Raw genomic sequence first — 24,165 nt, 5'->3', positions numbered from 1 at the left:
TTTTAATAGAGTTAGAATGTTAAATTCAGACCAAACGAAACGGTACGCGACAACGGGTATCCGTAAGTGTAACCGCTACCCAGTGTTTGTTGAACTTCAGGGTCGCCACCTTCCCATCCGGAGATGGTGAAAAGGTTCTTGCAAGCCATGTAAACCTTCAGATTCCCGATACCTGCTTTCTGTACCCAAGGCTGGCGGAAAGTATAGGACAGACTGAGGTCTTGCAGACGCACGAAGCCATATCCTTGTAGCGGGGTGTAGCGTCCGTCGGTGTAGTTGATACGCGGATATTTGTTACTCTTGTTTTCGGGAGTCCACCAGCCGTGGTTGAAGTTATTGTCGCCCTGTACGTCGGAAGAAGTACGGAAAGCGTAGTAGTTTACAGCTTGTCCGTAGCCGTTTCCACCGAAGATACCGGTGAACAACATATAAAGTTCGAAATCCTTGTAGCGGAATGTATTGCCGAAGCTCATGCGGAAGTTTTCTTTCTTGTATCCCAGGATGGTACGGTCGTCGGCTGTAATTTTACCGTCTTCGCTACCGTCCAGGTTGGCAAACTTCACGTCACCCGGTGCTGCACCGTTGGCTGCGATGTATTCGGTATCGTCTTCCTGTACGATGCCGATATTTTTGTAGCCATAGATGGCACCCAGCGATTTGCCCAGGAAGAGGGAGTTCGTAATATCGTCCTGTCCGTCACCGTAGAGTTCCTTCAGCTTGTTGCGGTTCATATAGAAAGTCAGTGTTGAACCCCAGTTGAAGTCCTTTGTCTGGATGTTGGTGGTATTCAGGTTGACTTCGATACCCCAGTTGTCTACGCGTCCCATGGTAGCTTTCATACTGGTCAGACCGTTGATCATTACCGGAATGTTACGGTTAAATATCTGATTGGTAGTCTTGGAGAAGTATCCATCGAATTCCAGGCGGATACGGTTGTCGAGTACACCCAGGTCGAAGCCATAGTTGAATGATTCGGTTTCTTCCCATCCCAGGTCGGTGTTACCCATAGAGGTGATGCGTTGTCCCCAGCTCACTAATGAAGTGTTACCGAACGGATAGCTGTAACCGCCCGATTGCCCCAGGGTAATTTTTGAAAGGGTTTCGTAAGGAGAAAGGCTTTGGTTGCCGTTCTTACCCCAGGATGCTTTCAGTTTCAGGTAGCTGATGGCTTTGATGTTCTTCATGAATTCCTCGTTGGAGGCAGTCCATGCCACACCTACTGCGGGGAATGTACCCCATTTGTTGTTGGCACCGAATACGCTGGAACCATCACGGCGTACGGATACGCTCAGGTGGTACGTGTCGTTGTAGTTATAGTTGGCACGGCCCAGATAACCCACGTTGGTGTGGCGTGTATAGCTCAGACCGTTGATCTTCTGTGTGGTTGCCAGGTTCAGTCCATCGTAACTGAGGTTGGTGTTACCCAGTGCGGCAAAGTCGGAACCGTCGAAGCGGCGGTAGCTGTATTCGTAAGAGTCACGCGTATATACGTAAGTCAGGTCTACATAGTGCTTGCCGAACTGGCGTTGCCAGTTGATAATATTATCTAATACCCATGATGTATTCTTTGTACGTGCACTGTAGCCATTGGCTGAAGCCAGATAGTCGGATACCGCAGATTCGGAATAGCGGTCATCGCCCGTACCTTCTTTCACATAATATCCTTCGTGCGTGAAGTAGTCTCGTTCGATGTTTTCGATGGAGTAACTACCATTGAGGCGATAGGTTAATCCTTCTATCCAGGGGCACTTCACCAGTGCGTGTCCCTTCATGGAAACGGTGGAGTAGGTATCGTGGTCATCAATGGTACCGCTTTCCACATTCCACAACGGGTTGATGCGATAGATACCTTCGTTCACCGGGAATTTTTCCACTCCACCACCGTCGGCACGTTCGGCACGGCCGTAAGGGCTCAGGCGGATGGCCTGATACAAATCGTATACGCTGGGACCGGAATAGTCGTTGTAGGCATAGTTCACTTGTCCGCCCACTTGCAACCAGTTGGTGATGTCCGTTTGGATACGTGCGGTCAATACGGTGCGGTCATAGTCGTCACCTTTTACCACGCCTTCCTGGTCGGTATAAGTACCGGAGAGGTAGTAATTCATCTTTTCCGTGGCTCCCGAAACGGATGCTGAATAGTTTTGCATGATTCCGGTACGCGTGGAGTAGTCAAACCAGTCGATGGTATTTCCATTTTTGTAGTTCTCGTATTCGTACTCGCGCATCCATGTAGGATCGGCATCCTCTGCCAGACCACTCAACAGGTTTACTTTCTTTACATAGTCCTGAGGACTTAACAAGTCCGGTTTTGCTGCTGCTGTAGAGAAAGCCCAGGAAGTGTTGACGTTGATGACGGGCTTACCCAACTTTCCTTTCTTGGTAGTGATCATAATTACACCATTAGCCGCTTGCGAACCGTAGGCGGCAAGTGAAGTAGCATCTTTCAGGATACTCATGCTTTCGATGGTCGTCGGATCGATGTCGCGGAAGCTTCCCATATAGATCACACCGTCCATTACGATCAGCGGAGTAGAACCACCATTTACCGATTTCTGGCCACGAACCTGCAATGAAGGTGCCTGTCCGGCTCCTTGTTGCTGCGACACCGTGATACCGGTAGCCGTACCACGCAGAATGTCCATAGCATTGGAAGTAGGCATCAGTGCCAACGGAGTTTCCGAGGCTTTTACGGTAGAAACCGAACCTGTAAAGTTCTTGCGCTTGGTAGTACCATAACCTACCACTACTACTTCATCCAGCATTTCGGCGTCTTCTTTCATCTGTATATCCATTACCTTTCCGGCAACAACAGCTAATTCCTGTGTCTGATAACCGATGTACGAAATAACTAATGTTGCGTTGGGAGTGACACTTAGGGTGAATTTACCATCCAAATCAGTGATTGTGCCGTTCGATGTGCCTTTTTCCAATACGCTGGCACCGATAATGGCTTCTCCTGTTGCATCCTTGATAATACCTGTGACGGTTTGTTTCTGTTGCTGAACTGCATGTACGGAAGTTACACTGTCTTCAGCCATTACTGCGAGGGGCTGAGCTGCGATGAAACCAGTGCAAAGCAATAAGGCTGTGAGGGCCTTCCGGTTTCTTTTGAACGAGTTTTCTTTCATCGTTTTTCTTTTTTTATTAGACTAAATAAGGTGATTGAATTAGTAATCCGGATAAATCGGCTCCCTCAATGAGAGGCCGGTTACCTAAAAAACTTGGAGAATTTCTTCTTTTCATTAATATTAGATTTTTTAGTTTTTATACTTTTGTCATTGCAAAATTAGATGCTAAATGGAAAGCCATGGATAGAAAAATAGGCAAGTAGAATACAAAAATCGTTCAAGACGAATTATTGGTTGGTTTATGTTGAATTTTTAGTGCATCTTTGGGACTACTTCGTAAGGAACTATATACAGGTTCCAGGTTATTACTTTTAAAATAAAACAGATTCAAATGAAGAACACTCTGCTATTTCTGGGGCTGGTTATTCTTTTGGTTGCAAAATCAGAAGCACAACCCTATACGATTAAAAGACTGGGGGTAGAAGACGGGCTATCCAGCAATTACGTGGTGGGGATTACCCAGGATAAACAAGGATGCATGTGGTTTGCCACCGAGGGCGGGCTGAATAAATTCGATGGCAGACAGTTTACGGTTTATAAAAAATATACCTCGAAGCTGAGTGCCAATGAACTGAACTGTGTGTGTGCCGATCCGCGCGACAATAAAGTGTGGATAGCTACCCAACGTGAAGGCTTGTGCGTGTTCGATTGTGATGCGGATACGTTCACCGTATACAGGGCGGGGGATGGCACTATTGCAACCAATGATATTACCAATATCATCCCTTCCTTCGATAAAAAAGGGTTGTGGATTACCACTTATCATGTAGGTATCCATTATTATGATATCGAAACCGGGAAATTCACTCATTACTATGAACACAATGTGAAAGGACTGGGTGGATTGAAAAACTATATAGCCTGTGATGACGGTCGGGGAAATCTGTATGTCGGGCATGATGGCAAGGGGATGAGTGTCATTTCATTAAAAGATCATACAATAAAAAGGTATCAGCACGTTTCCGATGATCCGGATAGCCTTTCGGGAGGACTTGTTGTAGCCTTGTGTGTAGATGAACAAAGAAATATATGGGTAGGTACAAACAAAGGACTCTCCATCTTTAATCCTGCAACCGAGAAGTTCACCACCTTCAGGCATATTCCGGGCGATGAGAACTCGTTGCTTTCCAATCAGGTGCTGGATATAAAACAGATGAGGGACGGGCGGTTGTGGATCTGTACCAATATGGGTGGTGTCAGTATACTCGATATGCAACAGAATGCATTTACTTCACCAACCCATATACATTTTCAGAATATACCTGCTACCAATGATGTGCACGGCCTGTCAGGGCCTAATGCCAAATGTGCTTTTCAAGATAGCTTCGGGAACATCTGGCTGGGAAATTACCGGGGAGGAGTCGATTTTATAAGTTATGCACAGCCCATTTTTAATATGTTGCCCTACACGGTGGAAAGAGACGGTAAGCAGAGTAGTAAGCAAGTTTGGGGATTGTTTGCAAAAGATGATAAAGTGTTGGTTGGTGGCGAAGGTGAGTTTGCTGTTTTTCAGAAGAATAAGCTGATAGATACTTTCTTATTGCGTTCTTATCAGACTCAATCCAATACTCATATTAATGTTGTGTACAAAGATTCTCAGGACCGGTTGTGGATGGGGACTTATCTGAACGGTATTCTTATGTATGATCCGCAAAACAGGAAAATGACCCGTATCGGTAAAACGTCTCACGAGGAAACCCTGAATGTTCATTGTTTCTATGAAGATAAAAACGGGAGTATCTGGGTTGGGACGGAGAGCGGACTTTATATCTATGAAAACGGAAAGCTGGAAGTGGCAGGTTTCATTCAAAGTCAGCTGCCGGATACAAAGATACATGGTATCTTGCGGGATAAAGAAGAAAAACTGTGGATAGGAACATTCGGCAAAGGTATTTCGGTATTCGATCCGAACAATAAGCTTATATATAATTTCGTGGTTGAAAATGGTTTCTGTTCGAATGCCGTCAACCATATGATGCAGGATTCACGACAAAGGATATTAGTTGCTACGCGTGAGGGAGTGGTACTTTTCCATGATACGGCCAACCCGGAGGAGTATGAAATCTTTAAAGAACAGAATGGCCTGGAAAACAGTCAGGTGCGTGCTATTACTGAGGATAAGCTTCATCAAATATGGATCAGTACGAATGGTGGAGTCTCCCGGCTGGATGAGGTGAAGAAGGTGTTTTATAATTATAGCCATCACGACGGAGTGCCTATGGGTGATTTTATGAATGGGTCTACCTGCATGACTTCTGACGGCACCATGTATTTTGGTTCACAGAATGGTGCGTGTTATTTTAATCCCAAGGATATTCCTACTAATCGTGAGGTATCTTCTATTGTCATTACCCGTTTTTGTACGTATCACCGTATGAAAGAGAGTCATGACGAGGAATTGCCGATGCCTATTGCCGATGGGGAGATAAATTTGCCGTATAATCAGAATACATTCAAGATATCTTTCAATGTACTGGACTATACCCAAAGCCCGCAAGTGGAATTTACTTATATGCTGGAGGGGTTGGAACAAGCCTGGTATAACACGCAAGGGGAGAATCAGGTAACTTTCCGTAATATTTCTCCCGGTACCTATGTCTTTAAAGTAAAGACACGTATCCGCAACCAGGAATGGGATGGGAAAGAGGCTTCGCTGGTGATTCATATACAGCCACCGTTCTGGCTCACATGGTATGCCAAACTGGTTTACGTATTGCTCTTTGTCCTGGCCCTCTATGGATTACTTAATTTCTATAAGCATAAGATAGACTTGGAGAGCTCATTGAATCTGGAACGCAGAAAAAGTCAGAATGACTTAGAGCTAAACAATGAAAGGCTGCGCTTCTATACCAATATCACGCACGAGTTGCGTACACCGCTGACACTGATTCTGGGACCATTGGAAGATTTGCTGAGTGACGGTACCCTGTCTCCCAAGCATGCCAATAAGATCAGTATCATTCACGATAGTGCTACCCGCCTGCTGAATCTAATTAATCGTATTCTGGAGTTCCGTAAAACAGAGACTCAAAACCGGAAACTGGCAGTGGCAAGGGGAAATCTGGCGCAACTGGTACAGGAAATCGGGTTACGTTATAAAGAACTGAACCCCAACAATAAGGTGACTTACCACATCCATATTGAAACCGAAGATGCCGAACTGTTCTATGATGCGGATATGATCACCATCATATTGGATAATTTATTGAGTAATGCCGTCAAATATACTTCGGAAGGAGAGATTACACTGATCTTGCGTTCGGTAGAGGAAATGCAGATAAAATATACGGAAATCAGTGTGAAAGACACCGGGCATGGCATCGATCCGGAAGCGTTGCCGCATATCTTCGACCGCTATTATCAGGCTAAAAGTAAGTTTCAGGCATCAGGTTCAGGTATTGGTCTGGCACTGGTGAAAGGGCTTACCGATTTGCACGAAGGTACGCTGAAAGTGGAGAGTACACCGGAAGTGGGAACCACTTTTACTTTGCGCCTGCTGACGGAAAATACTTATCCCAATGCCATTCATGTGGAGAGCAAGGTGAAAAAACTGCCCATTCCAACGGAGGATATGGGCGGAATGGATCCTGCTTTGGACGGATGTCCCATTGTGCTCGTGGTGGAGGATAACTCTGATATTCGTGAATATATAAAAAGTTCGTTTGCTGATATTTATGAAGTGATTACTGCCAAAGACGGACAAGAAGGTTGGGAATTGGCACAAGCGCGGATTCCGAATGTTATAGTATCGGACATCATGATGCCGATTATGGATGGAGTGGAGCTTTGTAAGAAAGTAAAAGAGGATATGCGTACCAGTCATATTCCGGTTATCCTGCTGACGGCCAAGGATTCTTTGCATGACAAGGAGGAAGGATATGCCTCGGGTGCGGATGCTTATCTGACGAAACCATTCAGTGCAAGACTGCTACATAGCTGCATTAATAACTTGCTGGAAACACGCAAGAAGATTGCTTCGCAATTATTGCTGGCCGATGTGAAACCTGCTCAGGAACAAGCTGTAAGTTCATTGAACAGACTGGATAATGAGTTTATGCAGAAAATTACGCAGATCATCGAGGAAAACATAGAGATGGAGAAGATGGATGTGGCTTTCATTGCAGACAAAATGTGTATGAGTCATTCTACCCTATATCGAAAAATTAAAGGTTTGGCAGATATGTCGGCCAATGAGTTTATTCGTAAGGTAAAGATGCGTAAAAGTGTGGAGATGTTGATATCCGGTGAATATACAATTTCAGAGATTTCCTATATGACGGGATTTAGTAGCGTGGCTTATTTCCGGCAATGTTTCAAGAATGAGTATGGGGTTTCACCTTCCGGATATGTAAAGCAAAAACAATAATAATGTATGAAGGCGCGGATTCCGCGCCTTCATACATTATTTAGTCTACCAAAGCAAAGTCCAGTTGCTTCTTCTCCAGGTTGGCACGTGCTACCTTGATAGTAATTGCATCGCCCAAGCTGTATGTGCGGTGTTTACGGCGTCCGCGCAGGCAGTAGTTCTTTTCATCAAACTCGTAATAGTCATCATCGAGGTCGCGGATAGGTATCATACCTTCACACTTGTTTTCGTTCAGCTCTACGTACAAGCCCCACTCCGTTACGCCGGAGATTACACCGTCGAATATCTGTCCCAGGCGTTCCGTCATAAACTCTACCTGTTTGTACTTCACAGAAGCCCGTTCGGCATTGGCGGCTATTTGCTCCATGTTGCTGGAATGGTCGCAGAGATCTTCGTACTTAGTTTCGGAAACACTGCGTCCGCCATCCAGATATTTGGTGAGCAGGCGGTGTACCATCATATCCGGGAACCGACGGATGGGGGAGGTGAAATGCGTATAGTAATCGAATGCCAATCCGTAGTGTCCGATGTTATGCGTGGAATAACGCGCTTTCTGCATGGCACGGATGGATACGGTTTCGATAAGGTTCTCTTCTTTCTTCCCTTGAATATCATCCAGTAAGTGGTTGATGGACTTGGATACATCCGTCTTCGTACCGCTGGTACGCAGTTTGTAACCGAATCGGGCAATGAATTGCGCCAGGTTATCCAGCTTTTCCGGGTCCGGAAGATCGTGGATACGATAAGGGAATACCTTTGCTTTCTTGTTTTTGGGTACGCGACCGATCTTCTCGGCTACGGTACGGTTGGCAAGCAGCATGAACTCTTCTACCAGCTTATTGGCATCCTGGGATACTTTGAAGTAAACGCTGATGGGTTTGCCTTTTGCGTCTATCTCGAATTTCACTTCGTAGCGGTCGAAGTTGATGGCTCCGGATACGAAACGTTTTTGGCGTAATGCCTTGGCGATGGTATCCAGCATCAGGATTTCTTCCTTGAAGTCACCTTCTTTAGTTTCAATCACCTGTTGTGCTTCCTCGTAAGTGAAACGGCGGTCGGACTTGATTACCGTATGTACTACGCGTGAATCCTTCACATCTCCTTTCTCATTGATCTCGAAGATGACCGAATATGCCAGTTTCTCTTCATCGGGACGCAGAGAACAGATGAAGTTACAGAGGCGTTCGGGAAGCATCGGGATGGTACGGTCTACCAGATAAACAGATGTGGCACGCTTTTCAGCTTCCTTATCGATGATGCTGCCCTCGGTGACGTAGTGGGTGACATCGGCAATGTGAACACCTACTTCCCACAGGCCATCCTTTATTTTACGGATAGAGAGAGCATCGTCGAAGTCCTTGGCATCTTTCGGGTCGATGGTGAAAGTGGTCACATTCCGGAAGTCCTCGCGCTTGGCAATCTCTTCGGCAGAAATCTCGGCAGGGATTCTGTCCGCAGCTTTTTCTACGGAAGAAGGGTAAACGTAAGGTAAACCGAATTCGGCGAGGATAGCGTGCATCTCGGTGGTATTGTCGCCTGCTTTACCCAGGATGTCGATGACTTGCCCGATGGGGTTTTTGGCTTTGTCGGGCCACTCCACCACTTTCACGATGGCCTTATCACCTGTCTTTCCGCCTTTCAGCTTCTCTTTCGGGATAAAGATATCGTTGGCAAGCGTACGGTTTTCCGTTACGAGGAAAGCATATGAACTGCCTACTTCCAATGTACCTACAAAGGTATCGTTGGCACGTTCCAGTATTTCGATGACTTCCCCTTCGGCTTCACGTCCACGGCGCTTGGCATAGAAGGAGATGCGTACTTTGTCATTGTTCATAGCGTGTGCCGAGTTACGTTCGGCAACGAATATCGGATCGCCACCACCTTCAGGAATGAAAGAGTTCTTTCCGTTGCTTTTGCGTTGGAAGGTACCCACCATTTCTACACCGTGGTTGTTCAGCTTATACTTGCTTTTATCCACTTCGGTGATGTAGTCGTCCAGCAACAGGTCACTCAGGATGTCCCTGCACAACATCTTTAGGGGATGCGTGGTGAGGTGAAGTTGTTCAAATATGTATTTTAGAGACAGTACTTCGTCGGGTTTTGAATGGAAAAAATCCATTAGCGCGGCGATGAGTTCTTTTTTCTTCATCCGTTTGCCGGCTTTCTTTTCTTTGTTCTTGGTCATATATTTAAAAGTTTTTAGTTACGAGCTACAGGTTACAAGTATAAAAACTGCTACATAAGCATCGAGCCGTATGGCATTTGTAGCTTGTAGCTTGCAACTTGTAGTTAACTCACGACTACAAAGTAAACAAATAATTGCTATCAGTCGTTCAATCTACCCCCAAAATATTCTTTGTTGGTAGAAAATAACCGGTAAATTGCAGAAGCAAACCGATTTATGTACTATATTTGCAACGATTTATAAAAACGGCTGGATGATGGAACAAGCGTTGGATAAGCAAAACACCGAACGGGAAAAAGGTATTTACCGAGTGACCGTGGTGGGTAGCATTGTAAACTTCCTCTTGCTTGTGTTCAAGTTCTTTGCAGCTTTTTTCGGTCATAGTGCTGCTATGCTGGCAGATGCGGTTCATTCATTGTCGGACTTTGTCACCGACATTATAGTGATTGTGTTTGTACGCATATCTGCCAAGCCCGAGGATGAAAGCCACGATTACGGGCACGGAAAGTACGAGACATTGGCTACGGCTATTATCGGTATTCTGTTGCTGTTTGTGGGATTTGGCATTCTCTGGAGCGGTGCATCGTCCATTTATCGTTTCTTGCAGGGAGATTCTTTGCAGGAGCCGGGTATCCTGGCGCTGGCAGCAGCGTTGATATCCATTGTTTCAAAGGAAGTTCTTTATCGCTATACAGTATTCAAGGGGAAGAAATTGAACTCACAGGCGGTGATTGCCAATGCGTGGCATCACCGGAGTGATGCACTTTCTTCCATCGGTACAGCTATCGGTATTGGTGGCGCTATTTTGCTGGGCCCCCATTGGCGGGTACTCGACCCGATAGCGGCAGTAGTAGTGAGTTTTTTCATTATGAAAGTCTCCATTCGGTTGCTTATACCTTGTGTGGATGAGTTGTTGGAGAAATCATTGCCTGCTGAGGTAGAGGATAAAATACAGGAGACTATTTTGTCGTTTCCCGGTGTCAGTTCACCGCATCATTTGCGCACACGCCGCATTGGGAGCTATTGTGCCATCGAAGTACATGTGCGTATGGATGGTAAGATTCCTTTGGAAGAGGCACACCGGACAGCGACGGAAATAGAGAACAAGCTGAAAGAGATGTTCGGTAGGGGTACACATGTGGGTATTCATGTCGAACCGTTGAAATAGTGACAAGCGGTTAGTGATAAGTGATTAGCAGGTTTCCTGTGCTAATCACTTATCACTAAACACTAATCACTACATGCATTTGTTTAACGTAAAGAGTAACGGGTGGAAAGTATATTAATAACAGGAGCCAGTGGATTTATCGGAAGTTTCATCGTGGAAGAAGCGTTGAAGCGGAAGTTCGGTGTGTGGGCGGGTATCCGTTCGAGCAGTAGCCGGGAGTATTTGCGCAATCGCAAGATACATATTCTTGAACTGGACTTTGCACATCCCAATGAACTGCGTGCCCAACTTTCCGGACACAAAGGAACTTATAATAAGTTTGATTATATCATCCATTGTGCCGGGGTAACCAAGTGTACCGATAAACGGGAATTCGACCGGGTGAATTATTTGCAGACGAAATATTTCGTCGATACTCTTCGCGAGCTGAACATGATACCGAAACAGTTTATTTATATCAGTACGCTGAGCGTGTTCGGTCCTGTTCAAGAGAAAACTTACCAACCGATTACAGAGGAAGATTCGCCCCTGCCCAACACCGCTTACGGATTGAGCAAACTCAAAGCCGAGCTTTATCTGCAAAGCATTCCCGGATTCCCCTATGTTATTTATCGTCCCACGGGAGTATATGGCCCGCGTGAAAAAGATTATTACCTGATGGCTAAGTCCATCAAGCAACATACGGATTTTGCGGTCGGTTTCCGCCGTCAGGATCTGACATTTATTTATGTGAAAGATATTGTGCAGGCTGTGTTCCTTGGCATTGAGAAGCAGGCATGTCGTCGTGCTTATTTTCTGGCAGACGGTCAGGTGTATCGTAGCCGTGCTTTTTCCGACTTGATCCGGAAAGAATTGGGTAATCCGTTTGTAATTCGGGTGATATGTCCGTTAATTGTGTTGAAAGTTGTATCTTTGCTCGCTGAATCCTGGGCAAAGTGGAACAAGATACCAAGTACGCTCAATTCTGATAAGTATAACATAATGAAACAACGCAATTGGCAATGTGACATCACCCCGGCTGTAAGAGAGTTGGGATTTGCACCCCAGTATAATCTGGAACAAGGTGTAAAGGAAACCATTGCCTGGTATAAGAACGAGGGATGGCTTTAGATTTATTTAAAAAGGTAGAAACCCGGAAAGGGTTGTTTGCAGTCGAGAAGATAACACTTATATATAATTTGTTGACTTCTATTTTGATCTTGTTTCTTTTCCAGGAAATGGATCATCCTGTACAGATGCTGATTGATCGTGCCATGATTGCCGGCATGACATTCCTGTTGATGTATCTTTACCGGCTGGCACCCTGTAAGTTTTCTGCTTTTGTGCGTATTGCCATCCAGATGTCCCTGCTCTCTTATTGGTACCCCGATACATTTGAGTTTAACCGGATATTCCCGAACCTTGACCATGTTTTTGCTTCGGCCGAACAGTGGCTGTTCAACGGACAACCGGCAGTATGGTTCTGCCTCCGTTTTCCGCAGATGTGGGTGAGTGAGCCGTTTAATATGGGGTATTTCTTCTACTATCCGATGATTCTGATTGTGGTGCTCTGGTACTTTATCTACCGTTTTCAGTACTTCGAAAAGTTATCGTTCGTGCTGGTCACTTCGTTCTTTATCTATTATCTGGTTTATATCTTTGTTCCGGTGGCAGGCCCGCAATTCTATTTTCCGGCTATCGGAGATGATAATGTGGCGCAAGGGGTGTTCCCTTCCATCGGAGATTACTTCAACCATAATCAGGAGTTGCTGCCCGGACCGGGATACGATCATGGGTTCTTCTACAACCTGGTAGAGGGGTCACAGCAAATTGGTGAGCGTCCTACGGCGGCTTTTCCCAGTTCACATGTGGGTATCTCCACGATTTTGATGATTATGGCATGGCGTGGCAGTCGCTGGCTGTTTGCATGTCTGTTTCCATTCTATATACTGCTTTGCTGTGCCACGGTGTATATCCAGGCACATTATCTCATCGACTCGATTGTAGGGTTCATCTCAGCTTTCGGCCTGTATGTGGTGGTGACGTGGATGTTTAAGAGATGGTTCGCACAGCCAATGTTTAAGTAACTGTGTGATAGAATCCCCCTTTGAATATATTTAAGACAGCAACGGACTGATTGTATCGAATATCTGAAACAACTCTTCTTTCGTTTCTGCCCGTAGCATAGCGATGCGTGTATCCCGGAAATTGGGTATTCCCTTAAACAACGGACTTGCTGCCAGATGGCGGCGTACATGCAGAATTCCTCTTCGTTCATCCAACAGATTGACGCTGTCTACTACTTCCTGACGTAATACACTCAATTTCCACTCCGCACTCAGCGGAGGCAATTCCTCGCCTGTTTCCAGATAATGCCTTACTTCCTTGAATATCCACGGACGGCCGAAGCTGGCGCGACCTATCATGATTGCGTCTACTCCGTAAAGCTCAAAACATTCTTTTGCCCTTTGAGGGGTAGTGACATCTCCGTTACCGATAATGGGAATGTGCATCCGTGGGTTCTTTTTCACCTCACCGATAAGTGTCCAGTCCGCTTCACCGGTGTACATTTGTGCACGGGTACGCCCATGAATGGTGAGGGCGGCAATACCGCAATCCTGTAATTGCTCGGCAAGATCTACGATGATTTTATTGTTGGCATCCCAGCCCAAACGGGTTTTTACGGTGACGGGTATCTTTACGGCATCTACTACGGCATGGGTAATTTCCAGCATCTTGGGAATATTCTGCAACATACCTGCACCTGCACCCTTACCTGCTACACGCTTTACGGGACAGCCAAAGTTAATATCAAGAATATCCGGTCGTGCTTCTTCCACAATACGTGCGGCCTCCACCATGGTCTCTGTGTCTTTACCATATATCTGTATGGCTACGGGGCGTTCTTCGTCACTGATATTCAGTTTCTGCTCGGTCTTACTGACGGAACGTATCAGGGCATCTGCCGATACAAATTCAGTGTACACCATATTGGCGCCAAACTTCTTGCACATCAGTCGGAATGCGGGGTCGGTGACGTCCTCCATCGGAGCTAAAAATATGGGGCGTTCGCCCAGATCTATGTGGCCTATCTTCATGGATGAATTGAACTAAATGATTATTTCGCTGCAAAAATACGGAAAAAAGCCTACCTTTGTATCATTCATTTATTTAACTAATATAGAATTATGAGAAAAGGTTTGGTTTTAGTAGTGATGTGTGTAGCCATGCTGTTTGCTGCTGCACCTTCTGTTTCTGCACAGGCTCCAAATGACGAGTACAAGGCTACATTGGAAAAAATGCTTGAATTATCCGGTTCTATGGCATCTGCAAAGGCTATGGTACCACAGATGATAGCTATGTTGAAACAACAGTCGCCTTCGGCTTCAACCGCTTTCTGGGATGGTTTCCAGAAGAAGTGGGAAACTAAATTCGGAAGTAAACTGGCGGAACTTTATGCTCCTGTTTATCAGAAGTATCTCACATTGGATGATTTGAAGAAAATCGTTGCTTTTTATGAAACACCCGTCGGAAAGAAGCTGGGTGCATCTACGCCTGCTATGATGACCGAAGGTATGCAGATCGGACAACAGTTGGGCATGGAGATTGCCACTGAACTCCAGAAAGATCTGGATGCACAGGGAAACAAATGATAATTAGTGATTTTTTTGATTTAAGTATAAATGAACCTTACTATAAAAGATTTTGAAATCATGGCACCCGTCGGCTCGCGCGAATCACTCGCAGCGGCTATCCAGGCAGGTGCCGATTCCATCTATTTCGGCATTGAGAACCTGAATATGCGTGCCCGTTCGGCGAATACTTTCACCGTCGATGATCTGAAGGAAATAGCGCATACGTGCGATGAACACGGGATGAAAAGCTATCTCACCGTCAATACCATTATTTACGACCAAGACCTGGCGCTGATGCGTACCATTGTAGATGCGGCAAAAGCTGCCGGTATCTCTGCAGTGATTGCTGCGGATGTGGCTGTGATGAGTTATGCACGGCAGATAGATCAGGAAGTGCATCTCTCCACACAATTGAATATTTCGAATGTGGAAGCACTGCGTTTTTATGCACAGTTTGCTGACGTAGTGGTGTTGGCACGCGAATTGAATCTGGAACAGGTAGCCGAGATTTACCGTCATATCTGCGAAGAGAATATCTGCGGACCAAACGGAAAACCTATCCGTATCGAGATGTTTTGCCACGGTGCACTTTGCATGGCAGTGTCCGGAAAATGTTATCTTTCACTTCACGAGATGAACCACTCGGCTAACCGTGGTGCCTGTATGCAAGTGTGCCGCCGCTCTTACACCGTACGTGATAAAGAGACGGATGTGGAACTGGAAGTGGACAATCAGTATATCATGTCGCCCAAAGACCTGAAAACCATCCATTTTATGAATAAGATGCTGGATGCAGGCGTGCGGGTATTCAAAATAGAAGGGCGTGCCCGTGGACCGGAGTATGTCCGTACGGTAGTGGAGTGCTATAAAGAGGCAATCCGTTCTTATCTGGACGGTACGTTTACCGATGAAAAGATTGCTGCATGGGATGAACGATTGAAAACAGTATTCAACCGTGGCTTCTGGGACGGTTACTATTTGGGCCAACGCCTTGGCGAATGGACTAAGAACTACGGTTCTGCAGCTACGGAACGGAAAATATATGTAGGCAAGGGCGTCAGGTACTTCTCTAATATCGGTGTGGCAGAGTTTTTGGTAGAAGCTGCGGAGCTGAATGTGGGGGATAAGTTGCTGATTACCGGTCCCACTACAGGTGCAGTGTTTACTATGCTCGATGAGGCCCGTGTTGATCTGAAGCCTGTGCAAACGGTGAAGAAAGGGCAGCATTTCTCGATGAAAGCGGACAAAATACGTCCCAGTGACAAACTTTACAAGTTGGTTTCTACGGAAGAATTAAAGAAATTCAAAGGACTGGATATTGAAAAAACTCGCGGATGATTATGGAAAAATATATCTATGAGTTGGAAATGAAGGTGCGGGATTACGAATGTGACCTGCAAGGTATTGTGAATAATGCGAATTACCAGCATTATCTGGAGCATACGCGCCATGAATTTCTGTTGTCAACAGGTGTAAGTTTCGCCAAGTTGCATGAACAGGGAGTAGACCCGGTAGTGGCACGCATCAATATGGCATTTAAAACTCCACTAAAGAGTGGCGATGAGTTCATTTCCAAACTTTACATGAAAAAGGAAAGTATCAAGTATGTTTTCTATCAGGATATCTTCCGGAAAAGTGATGATAAAATAGCGATTAAAGCGGTGGTTGAAACGGTTTGTGTGGTGAACGGACGTTTGAGCGACAGTGAACTGTTTGATAAAATCTTTGAACCCTATCTTACCGCTAATCACTAAGCACTCTCCCACTAATCACTCACTTACATGAACAACGATGAACGTATTTGCAGTATAGCACTTACACTTTGCCCCGGTATAGGACATATCGGGGCAAAGCGTTTAATAGACGGTATGGGTAGTGCTGCCGAAGTCTTCCGTCAGCGTAAAGAATTGCCCGAGCTCCTTCCCGGTGTAAGTCCCGCTGTGGCTGCTGCACTTGATAACCCCGCAGCTTTTCTACGTGCCGAACATGAGATGGAATTTGTGGAGAAGAATCGCCTGACCTGCCTTACGTTAAAAGACGAATCTTATCCTTCTCGCTTGCGTGAGTGTGAAGATGCTCCGGTAGTTCTATTCTTCAAGGGTAATACTGATTTCAACCGTCTTCGCGTTATTGATATGGTAGGCACCCGCAATGCTACGGAATATGGCAAACAGTTTTGTGCAGACTTTCTTCGTGATTTGTCTGCTTCCTGTCCCGATGTCCTGGTTGTGAGTGGTCTGGCTTATGGCATTGATATTCATTCCCATCGTGCAGCACTGGCTAACCATCTTTCCACAGTGGCGGTTCTGGCTCATGGACTGGACCGTATATATCCTTATGTCCATCGTAAAACAGCTATTGATATGTTAGAGAATGGTGGCCTGCTTACCGAGTTTCTAACAGAGACCAATCCCGACCGCCACAATTTCGTAAGTCGTAATCGTATTGTAGCAGGTATGAGCGATGCTACCATTGTGGTAGAATCAGCCGATAAAGGCGGTTCTCTTATTACGGCGGACCTTGCCGTAGGCTATCACCGTGATTGTTTTGCTGTCCCGGGACGCATTTCTGATGCTTCTTCGAGAGGGTGCAATCTACTGATACGTGATAATAAAGCCGCTCTCATCCAGTCTGCCGAAGATTTTATGCAAGCTATGGGTTGGAAGTCTGCCGGAGAATCGGCTAAGCCGGAAGGTATCCAACGTGATCTTTTCCCTGAATTGAGTGGGGAAGAGGAGCGTATTGTCGGCATTCTTACCCGCCAAGGAGATCTGCATGTCAATGCATTGGTAGTAGAAGCCGATATTCCCGTGAACCGTATGACTGGTTTGCTTTTTGAATTAGAGATGAAAGGTGTGGTGCGTGCACTGGTGGGAGGAGTATATCATTTATTAATGTGACCCGCCCGGAGAACGATATTTTTTTCTATCTTTGCTCCCACAACCAGTCATAATGCTATGAGATACCTGTTCCTTTGCATATTTCTATTTCTGGGAGAGCTGTCCGTAAGTGCGCAGCATATGTTCTCCAGACAGTTTCCTTTTTTTAATCAACTCTCTTCCAATGAAATTTTCAGTATCCATCAAGATAGAGAGGGTTATTTCTGGTTAGGTACTACTAACGGACTGGCTCGTTATGACGGCTATCAATTAAACACATTCCGTACGGATTATAAAAAACAGAATCTTCTGACAGATAATGCTGTTGCTTCCATTAATGACAATAGCTTGTATGTATGGATTGGTACATGGAAAGGCTTAAACTTGTATGATAAACAGACTTGCCGGATTACTCCTTTCTCTGATCCGCGACTTCTGAATAAAGCTGTCGATGCCATAACGGTTGACAATACTGAAAATGTCTGGATAAGTGCCGGTGGGAAAGTGTACAGGTGCGACTCCACTGCACACGTCATAAAAGAGTACGAACTCGGTCAGCCTCAGGAGGGATATGCCATTAGTAATATTTATATGGACCAGAGCAAGCAGCTATGGGCAGTAGGTTCGCGAGGTATATTCAGGTATGAGCCCGAAACGGATTCTTTTTTCCGTTATCCGCCACTTGGAAATGGGCATACGGCATACATCATGTTCCAGGATAAGGCGGGTAATTACTGGATAGGAACCTGGGGGGAGGGTTTGTGGCAGTTCTTCCCACATGCACAAAAAGGAGGGCATTATAAGAAGCATAACATTGCCACCCCCAATTCTAAGGAAAGCGGAGTGGAATCCATTCTTTTCAGTATAGAGCAGGACAATACGTTCGGTTATCTTTGGATGCTTTCGTATGCCGGACTTCATGCATTTGAATACACGGATGAAGGAACATTGAAAAAGGTGGATATAGACCATCTGATCGATACGCACATGATGTATACCCGGATCTGTAAAGACCGGGAGGGGAATCTATGGTTGCCTTCCTACGATATGGCATACACTATTTTCTTTGATAATTCGAACATTGACAATTATCTTCTGCCGCAGTTGAAGGAAGAGATGGGTTGGGATGCCAATATCTTGAACCTCTGCCAGGGAAGTGACAGCACCATGTGGTTCAGGCAGGACCGGTACGAACTGTGTATGTACGATTTTTCACAGGATAAGTTTGCCGGCAGTGGTGTGGGTGAAGTCAATGTCATCATCAGGTCTCTTCATAAACCCGGAGTCTGGGTGAATCTGAGTCAGGCCCCGCATGTGATGAGGCTGACGCAGCGTGATATGAAGGTGCAGATAGAAGAGGACATTCATATTGGTGGGGTCACAGGGCTGGTTGAGGATAAAGATGGTAACTTGTGGATAGCCGGTTGGACGGATATGCATGTGAAACGTCCTGACGAGGATGCATTGATTGCTTCGGGTGGAGACGTTCCGGTGATGCAGTTCTTAATCAGTGATGTGAAAGGTGAAGTGCTGGGAGTGTCTAATGAAAACAAGATTTACCAATTGAATTGTGTCGGCGGGCGCATCTCCTGCGAATTGAAAGGTACCGTTTCGGCGCTTCTCGAGGGAGAAGGAGTGAATAGCGTTTGCATGGATCGGAAAGGGCGGTTATGGTTCAATACTACTTTAGGGAGAGTACTCAGATCCGATGAAACCATGAATGTTTTTGAAAACGTGCCGCTGGACGATGAAATAGATGATTGTACCATATTGGGATTACTATCGGATAAGAACAGTGTATGGATTATCACCAACAAGAAAGTCCTGCAATATAACATCGATTCGCAAGCCTATCAGAATTACTCTACTGCTGATGAAAATATCATGGTGGATGTTTTCAGGTATAAAGCCATCAGCCTGGACGGATGGGGCGGACTTTACGTAGGTGGCCACCGCGGCTTCATACATATCCGGCCCGAGGGGGCAGGTCCGGCGAATAAGGTTCGTCCCACTTTGCACATCACTGATGTCAAGGTAGAGGACAGGAGCATCTTCTTCGGTGGAGAATCCGGTTCGGAGGCGAATACGATACGTAAGATATTCCTGAACCCGAACGACCGCAATATCGAGATCTTCTTCTCCCCACTGGTGTACGCACTGAATGCGCATCATCGCATAGCCTATCAGTTGGATGGGGTGGATCATGGCTGGATTTATGCGGATCCGGGCCGGGCTTCCGCTTTCTACAACCACTTGCCGAAAGGAACTTATAAATTACGTCTGAAGCTGGAATACGAGCGGGGCAAATGGACTGAAGCGGAAGTGCTGCTAACCATCGTAAAAGAACCTGCATTTTATGAGACCTGGTTTGCCTATCTTATTTACGTTATTCTGATCGGGCTCTGCTTTTATACTGTGATCCGGCTTTATATGCGCCGTATCAAGTTGAAGAGTGAAGTCAGGTTGCAGGAAGAACTGACGCGGACAAAGCTGACTTACTTCACCAATGTTTCTCATGAGTTGCTGACACCGCTGACTGTCATATCCTGCATATCGGATTATCTGGACCAGAAAGCACCTGCCGTGCAGCAACAGTCTGCCATGCTGAAAGCCAATGTGGACAAACTGAAGCGATTGATACAACAAGTACTCGACTTCCGTAAGATGGATGTGGGAAAACTCAAACTCAATGTTTCGGAGGGTGATATCCGCGAATTTGTTCTGAATATCTGCCAGGTGAACTTCTTGCCGCTTGCGGAGAAGAATCATATAGCCTTGGAAACCCGCATGGACATGGAAGAACTGTATGGCTACGTGGATTTTGATAAGTTGGATAAGATATTGCATAATCTATTGTCCAACGCCATCAAATATACACCGGAGAACAAACGTATCATTGTCGATATGCAGATAGTCGAAGAAGCGGAACATAAGATATTGGTGCTGAAAGTAAAAGATGAGGGTATCGGAATTTCCGGAAAAGAGCTGGAACAGATTTTCACCCGCTTTTACCATAGCAGAAACCGGGGAATCGAATCGAATGGAATAGGTCTTTCTCTGACAAAGGATCTGGTGAACCTGCATCATGGCAATATCACTGTGGAAAGTGTTTTGGGACAAGGTTCCTGTTTCACGGTAAAGCTTCCGGTTGATAAAGAGAGTTACTCCCCGGATGAACTGGTTGATGAAACAATGGTTCTACAGACAGGAGCGGATGAGATGGCTATGGTGGAAGATGATGCATCGGCTGACGATGCGGATAAACCCGCCCTTTTGCTGATTGATGACAATACGGAGTTGTTGTCCATCATGAAAGAGATGTTCAGGGAACGGTATGTGGTATTTACAGCCGCAGACGGACAGCAGGCTTGGGACAAGTTAACGGGCAATGAGGTGGATGTGATAATCTGTGACGTCATGTTGCCTGATGTCAATGGCTGGGAACTCTGCACCCGTATAAAGGGCGATGTGCGTTTTAATCACATACCTGTTATTATACTTACTGCTAAGAATGGCATTGACGACCGTATTGCCAGCTATGAAGCGGGTGCCGACGGATATATCGCTAAACCGTTCGAATTGAGAATACTCTTTGCCCGGGTGGATAATCTGATACGATCCTCGCGGATGCGTCAGGCGGCGTTCCGCAAGGAGGAAAATATCAACTTGGAAGGCTTGACGTACCCATCGGCCGATAAACAGTTCCTGCAGTCCATTATGGACAGCATCGAGCAGCATCTGGAAGAATCTGAGTTCGATCTGGAACAACTTTCTACGGAGATGGGAATGTCCAAATCTACCCTTTACCGTAAGATAAAGTCCATAACGGGCCTGACTCCTCTGGATTTTGTGCGGAATGTGAAGATGAAGCGTGCCTGCATGATGTTGCTTGCCCGGACACAGAATATATCTGAAGTGGCCTATGCCGTGGGCTTCACTACTCCCAAATACTTCACGAAGTGTTTCAAAGAGGAGTTCGGCATTACACCGAGTGAGTATCTGCAGAAAAACACTCCTTAATTTACTGTTTGCAGCGCATATATATCCTACGTGTCCGGCATATATATCGGATGTGCAGGATATATATACCGGACGTGTTGGATCTATATATCCTGCATGTTGGATCTATATGCGCTGTATGTAGGGTATACAATCCTTTCATCAGGGTATTCAAACGTTTCATGAAAGGATTTTATACCCTTGATAACCTGTTTTTACACCTGCACTCTTATGAAATGTGACTTGCTTTGCTGCCGGATAATTAAACTTAGATCAGATTCATATTATGAGAACAGCAAGCAAATTACTTCTTTCTTGTGTGATGCTATTCACATTACTGCCGGACGCTTTTCTTCACGCTTCCGACAGAAAAACTCTTTTCAATAAAGATTGGAAATTCCATTTAGGTATTGTGGCCAATGCCGAACAGCCGGAATATAATGACAGTCGTTGGAGAGTTCTCGATCTTCCTCATGATTGGAGTGTAGAACCTCTGCCTTTTCAAAAAGAAGGTATTACTGCCGGTCCTTTTTCACGTATGAGTGAAGGAGATATCGATACGGGGCAGACTGTGGGTGGCGAAGGCTGGTATAGAAAGGAATTAACTCTTTCTGCTGCTGATGCCGGCAAACGTATTGTGCTCTATTTTGAAGGGGTATATAATCAGTCCGAATTATGGGTAAACGGTAAGAAAGCCAACTTCAATGTTTATGGATATACTTCTTATAAAGTAGACATTACTCCTTACCTGAATGCTCCCGGCACTCCGAACACAATTGCTGTGAAAGCGGTAAATGCCGGACGCAACAGCCGCTGGTATGCCGGTTCAGGTATCTTCCGCCATGTATGGCTGATAAAGACAGATAAACTTTATGTGGATAAATGGGATACTTTTGTCGATGCTTCCGAACTCCGGAAAAAGGATGCTGTAATTAAATTCTCTACGATTATACATAATGAGGGCCTGCAAAATAAATCAGGTAAAATAGGTATTAAAATATATTCGCCCGCCGGAAATGAAGTGTTTTCAACTTCTCAGGACGTAGAGCTTTCCAAGGAAACTCCGGTGGCAACATCTTTCTCCATTAAAAAGCCCGAATTATGGTCAGTAGATACTCCTGTACTTTACACTGCGGAAGTATCTCTCTCTTCAAACGGAAAGGAATATGATAAGATTTCTGTTCCTTTCGGTATCCGTACCCTCTCTTTCTCAGCAGAGAAAGGCTTTCTGTTGAATGGCAAATCCTTGAAGTTGAAAGGTGGCTGTGTGCACCATGATAACGGGCTCCTGGGAGCTGCCACCATTGACCGCGCCGAAGAACGGAAAGTGGAACTTATGAAAGCCAACGGTTACAATGCTATCAGATGCTCACACAATCAGGTGTCCGAGCATTTCCTCGATGCCTGCGACAGATTGGGTATGCTGGTAATTCACGAGACCTTCGATCAATGGCAGAAACCGAAACGTGAACAGGACTATCACCAGTTTTTCGATGAATGGAGCGATTATGATTTAGCAGCTTCCGTTCGTCGTGACCGGAACCATCCTTCCATCATTATGTGGAGCATCGGAAATGAGGTGGAACAGCGTGCTGATGAACCTGAGGGAGACTTGATTTCTAAAAGACTGGTGAATACTGTCCGTAAGTATGATACTTCTCGCTTCACTACCATCGGCTCCAATGATTTCTGGGACAGACGTCAATACAATTGGGATAAGGATTCTTACCGGGTCTTCAAAAATCTCGATGTGGCCGGCTATAACTATATCTGGCGGAAGTATGAGAGCGATCACGCTGCCTACCCCGATCGTGTTATCTATGGTAGTGAGTCTTATCCGAAAGAAGCCGCTCAGAACTGGAATCTGGTGGAGAAACATCCCTATGTAATAGGTGATTTCGTGTGGACTGCCATCGATTACCTGGGTGAGGCCGGATTGGCACATGCCTCGTATTTGGGAGAAGGTGAGCATGACACACAATTCATGGGCTGGCCCTGGTATAATGGTTGGTGTGGTGATATTGACCTTTGCGGTGACAAGAAGCCTCAATCTTATTATCGTGATGTACTGTGGCGCGAACGTCCTATTACTATGGCAGTTCATGCCCCTGTTCCCGAAGGCAAAAAAGAAGTGGTAAACGGATGGGGCTGGCCTAACGAACTGGTAAGTTGGAATTGGAAAGGCTGTGAGGGGCAAACGATGAAAGTGAATGTATACAGTCGCTCCCCGAAAGTGAAGCTTTACCTGAACGATACACTCATTGGAGAGAAAGAGACAGGTAAAGAGGACTATACCGCCACTTTTGAAGTGCCTTATGAACCGGGAACTTTGAAAGCTGTAAATTCAAAGGGTAAGGAAGAGTTTGTGTTAACCACTGCCGGAGAGCCTGTCGCTATTCGTCTGACTGCCGACCGGAATAAGATCAGAGCCTGTAAGAACGACCTTTCTTATGTCAAGATAGAGTTGGTAGACAAAGACGGAAATGTAGTTCCCGATACTTCATTGCCTGTCAAGATTGAATGTATGGGTAAAGGAACCGTCATTGCAGGTGGAAATGCAGCTTATGATGATATGAAAAGTTTCCGCTCGCTCACGCCCAATACTTTCCGGGGAAGAGCCATTGCTATTGTGCAACCCAATGAAGAGACGGGTGAAATACATGTGAAAGTCTCTGCAAAGGGACTGAAAGAGGCTTCACTCCTGATAGAAACTTTCTAAAAATCCAACAGTAAACTTATTTTGCGAGAGAATTGGCATAAACCTGCATAGGCAATTAGTTATATAGTTTCTATATATACTCTAATTTTCCGGGTTTATGCAAT

Annotated in this window: 13 protein-coding genes; 10 read left to right on the top strand and 3 right to left on the bottom strand. The window is 45.6% G+C overall.

From position 1 onward, the window contains the following. Positions 1-11: 11 nt before the first annotated feature. Positions 12-3,131, bottom strand: coding sequence for a SusC/RagA family TonB-linked outer membrane protein (locus tag DWW10_RS09475; protein WP_022393088.1), 3,120 nt, complete (start codon positions 3,129-3,131; stop codon positions 12-14). A gap of 331 nt (positions 3,132-3,462) precedes the next feature. On the opposite strand from DWW10_RS09475, the gene DWW10_RS09470 reads away from it, so the two are divergent. Further along, positions 3,463-7,497 (top strand): hybrid sensor histidine kinase/response regulator transcription factor, encoded by a 4,035-nt coding sequence (locus tag DWW10_RS09470; RefSeq protein ID WP_022393086.1) that lies wholly within the window; start codon positions 3,463-3,465, stop codon positions 7,495-7,497. Positions 7,498-7,537: 40 nt separating this feature from the next. Here the strand turns inward: DWW10_RS09470 and rnr are convergent, their stop codons facing one another. Then, the gene (gene rnr / locus DWW10_RS09465) at positions 7,538-9,682 is read right to left on the bottom strand and encodes a ribonuclease R (RefSeq protein WP_022393085.1); all 2,145 of its coding nucleotides are present in this window, start codon (positions 9,680-9,682) and stop codon (positions 7,538-7,540) included. A 253-nt stretch (positions 9,683-9,935) separates the two neighbouring features. Between rnr and DWW10_RS09460 the strand changes: the two genes are divergently transcribed. The 3 genes from DWW10_RS09460 to DWW10_RS09450 all read left to right on the top strand — a co-directional run bounded on the left by DWW10_RS09460 (position 9,936) and on the right by DWW10_RS09450 (position 12,916). Next, complete coding sequence (locus DWW10_RS09460) at positions 9,936-10,850, top strand: cation diffusion facilitator family transporter (protein ID WP_182021377.1); 915 nt, start codon at positions 9,936-9,938, stop codon at positions 10,848-10,850. A 102-nt stretch (positions 10,851-10,952) separates the two neighbouring features. Beyond that, positions 10,953-11,960: an NAD-dependent epimerase/dehydratase family protein gene (locus DWW10_RS09455; protein WP_022393083.1), complete on the top strand. Its 1,008-nt coding sequence runs from the start codon at positions 10,953-10,955 to the stop codon at positions 11,958-11,960. Then, positions 11,951-12,916: a phosphatase PAP2 family protein gene (locus DWW10_RS09450; RefSeq protein ID WP_022393082.1), complete on the top strand. Its 966-nt coding sequence runs from the start codon at positions 11,951-11,953 to the stop codon at positions 12,914-12,916. Before DWW10_RS09455 ends, DWW10_RS09450 begins: the two co-directional genes overlap by 10 nt. A gap of 30 nt (positions 12,917-12,946) precedes the next feature. Here the strand turns inward: DWW10_RS09450 and dusB are convergent, their stop codons facing one another. After that, a complete protein-coding gene (gene dusB / locus DWW10_RS09445; protein ID WP_022393081.1) occupies positions 12,947-13,927 on the bottom strand; it encodes a tRNA dihydrouridine synthase DusB in 981 nt (326 codons plus the stop codon). Positions 13,928-14,017: 90 nt separating this feature from the next. Here dusB and DWW10_RS09440 point away from each other — a divergent pair, with 90 nt between their 5' ends. The 6 genes from DWW10_RS09440 (at position 14,018) to DWW10_RS09415 (ending at position 24,061) form a co-directional block, all read left to right on the top strand. Further along, entirely contained in the window at positions 14,018-14,482 is a 465-nt protein-coding gene (locus DWW10_RS09440) for a DUF2059 domain-containing protein (RefSeq protein WP_022393080.1), read from the top strand. Between the two features lie 30 nt (positions 14,483-14,512). Next, the gene (locus DWW10_RS09435) at positions 14,513-15,802 is read left to right on the top strand and encodes a peptidase U32 family protein (protein WP_118420778.1); all 1,290 of its coding nucleotides are present in this window, start codon (positions 14,513-14,515) and stop codon (positions 15,800-15,802) included. A gap of 2 nt (positions 15,803-15,804) precedes the next feature. Next, complete coding sequence (locus DWW10_RS09430; RefSeq protein ID WP_118420814.1) at positions 15,805-16,218, top strand: acyl-CoA thioesterase; 414 nt, start codon at positions 15,805-15,807, stop codon at positions 16,216-16,218. Between the two features lie 27 nt (positions 16,219-16,245). Beyond that, entirely contained in the window at positions 16,246-17,364 is a 1,119-nt protein-coding gene (gene dprA, locus DWW10_RS09425) for a DNA-processing protein DprA (protein ID WP_022393077.1), read from the top strand. A 57-nt stretch (positions 17,365-17,421) separates the two neighbouring features. Beyond that, the gene (locus DWW10_RS09420; RefSeq protein WP_118420779.1) at positions 17,422-21,363 is read left to right on the top strand and encodes a hybrid sensor histidine kinase/response regulator transcription factor; all 3,942 of its coding nucleotides are present in this window, start codon (positions 17,422-17,424) and stop codon (positions 21,361-21,363) included. Positions 21,364-21,628: 265 nt separating this feature from the next. Beyond that, the gene (locus DWW10_RS09415; protein ID WP_118420780.1) at positions 21,629-24,061 is read left to right on the top strand and encodes a glycoside hydrolase family 2 TIM barrel-domain containing protein; all 2,433 of its coding nucleotides are present in this window, start codon (positions 21,629-21,631) and stop codon (positions 24,059-24,061) included. Positions 24,062-24,165 lie beyond the last annotated feature (104 nt).

The sequence above is a fragment of the Bacteroides intestinalis genome (assembly GCF_003464595.1).
Taxonomy (GTDB): Bacteria; Bacteroidota; Bacteroidia; order Bacteroidales; family Bacteroidaceae; genus Bacteroides; species Bacteroides intestinalis_A.
This window is presented reverse-complemented; position numbering and strand designations above follow the sequence as displayed.

Coding starts and splice junctions, on each gene's coding strand:
- rnr (WP_022393085.1), bottom strand. CDS start 9,682: ATGACCAAGAACAAAGAAAAGAAAGCCGGCAAACGGATGAAGAAAAAA.
- DWW10_RS09415 (WP_118420780.1), top strand. CDS start 21,629: ATGAGAACAGCAAGCAAATTACTTCTTTCTTGTGTGATGCTATTCACA.
- DWW10_RS09450 (WP_022393082.1), top strand. CDS start 11,951: ATGGCTTTAGATTTATTTAAAAAGGTAGAAACCCGGAAAGGGTTGTTT.
- DWW10_RS09475 (WP_022393088.1), bottom strand. CDS start 3,131: ATGAAAGAAAACTCGTTCAAAAGAAACCGGAAGGCCCTCACAGCCTTA.
- DWW10_RS09460 (WP_182021377.1), top strand. CDS start 9,936: ATGATGGAACAAGCGTTGGATAAGCAAAACACCGAACGGGAAAAAGGT.
- DWW10_RS09470 (WP_022393086.1), top strand. CDS start 3,463: ATGAAGAACACTCTGCTATTTCTGGGGCTGGTTATTCTTTTGGTTGCA.
- dprA (WP_022393077.1), top strand. CDS start 16,246: ATGAACAACGATGAACGTATTTGCAGTATAGCACTTACACTTTGCCCC.
- DWW10_RS09435 (WP_118420778.1), top strand. CDS start 14,513: ATGAACCTTACTATAAAAGATTTTGAAATCATGGCACCCGTCGGCTCG.
- dusB (WP_022393081.1), bottom strand. CDS start 13,927: ATGAAGATAGGCCACATAGATCTGGGCGAACGCCCCATATTTTTAGCT.
- DWW10_RS09430 (WP_118420814.1), top strand. CDS start 15,805: ATGGAAAAATATATCTATGAGTTGGAAATGAAGGTGCGGGATTACGAA.
- DWW10_RS09420 (WP_118420779.1), top strand. CDS start 17,422: ATGAGATACCTGTTCCTTTGCATATTTCTATTTCTGGGAGAGCTGTCC.
- DWW10_RS09440 (WP_022393080.1), top strand. CDS start 14,018: ATGAGAAAAGGTTTGGTTTTAGTAGTGATGTGTGTAGCCATGCTGTTT.